Here is a 402-nt window from a genome sequence, read left to right on the forward strand (position 1 = left end):
GGATTTGAAAGGGCGCTTGCGGGGTCAGCCAGCCGTGTTGCAGGCCAAGGCCGACGGCCGCGATCAGCAGTGGACGGTCAGCAGCCTGAATATTCGCCTGGGTGATAACCGTATCCAGGGCACCGGCAGCCTGCAGGAGCGCTTGAAAGGTCAGCTTGACCTCGATCTGCCGCGGCTTGGCCAGTTGTGGCCACGTTTGCAGGGGCAGGTCAAAGGCCGGCTGGATCTGGCCGGAACATTACAAACGCCGCAGGGCCAATTGGCCTTGCAGGGCAGCCAGCTCGCGTTGCAGGACAATCGCCTGCAAAACCTTGCGCTCACTGCCCGGCTGGATCAGGCGCAACGTGCGACCCTCAATGTGAAAGGCGTCGGTATTCAGGCTGGCGACACTGCCCTGGGTAC

Annotated in this window: 1 protein-coding gene; it reads left to right on the forward strand. The window is 62.7% G+C overall.

Features of this window, described 5'->3' with window-relative positions; translation table 11 throughout:
* On the forward strand, positions 1 to 402 hold a 402-nt coding region (locus E4T88_RS17675), incomplete at both ends, for a hypothetical protein (RefSeq protein WP_221411835.1).

This window comes from Dysgonomonas mossii (genome assembly GCF_004569505.1).
GTDB lineage: Bacteria > Bacteroidota > Bacteroidia > Bacteroidales > Dysgonomonadaceae > Dysgonomonas.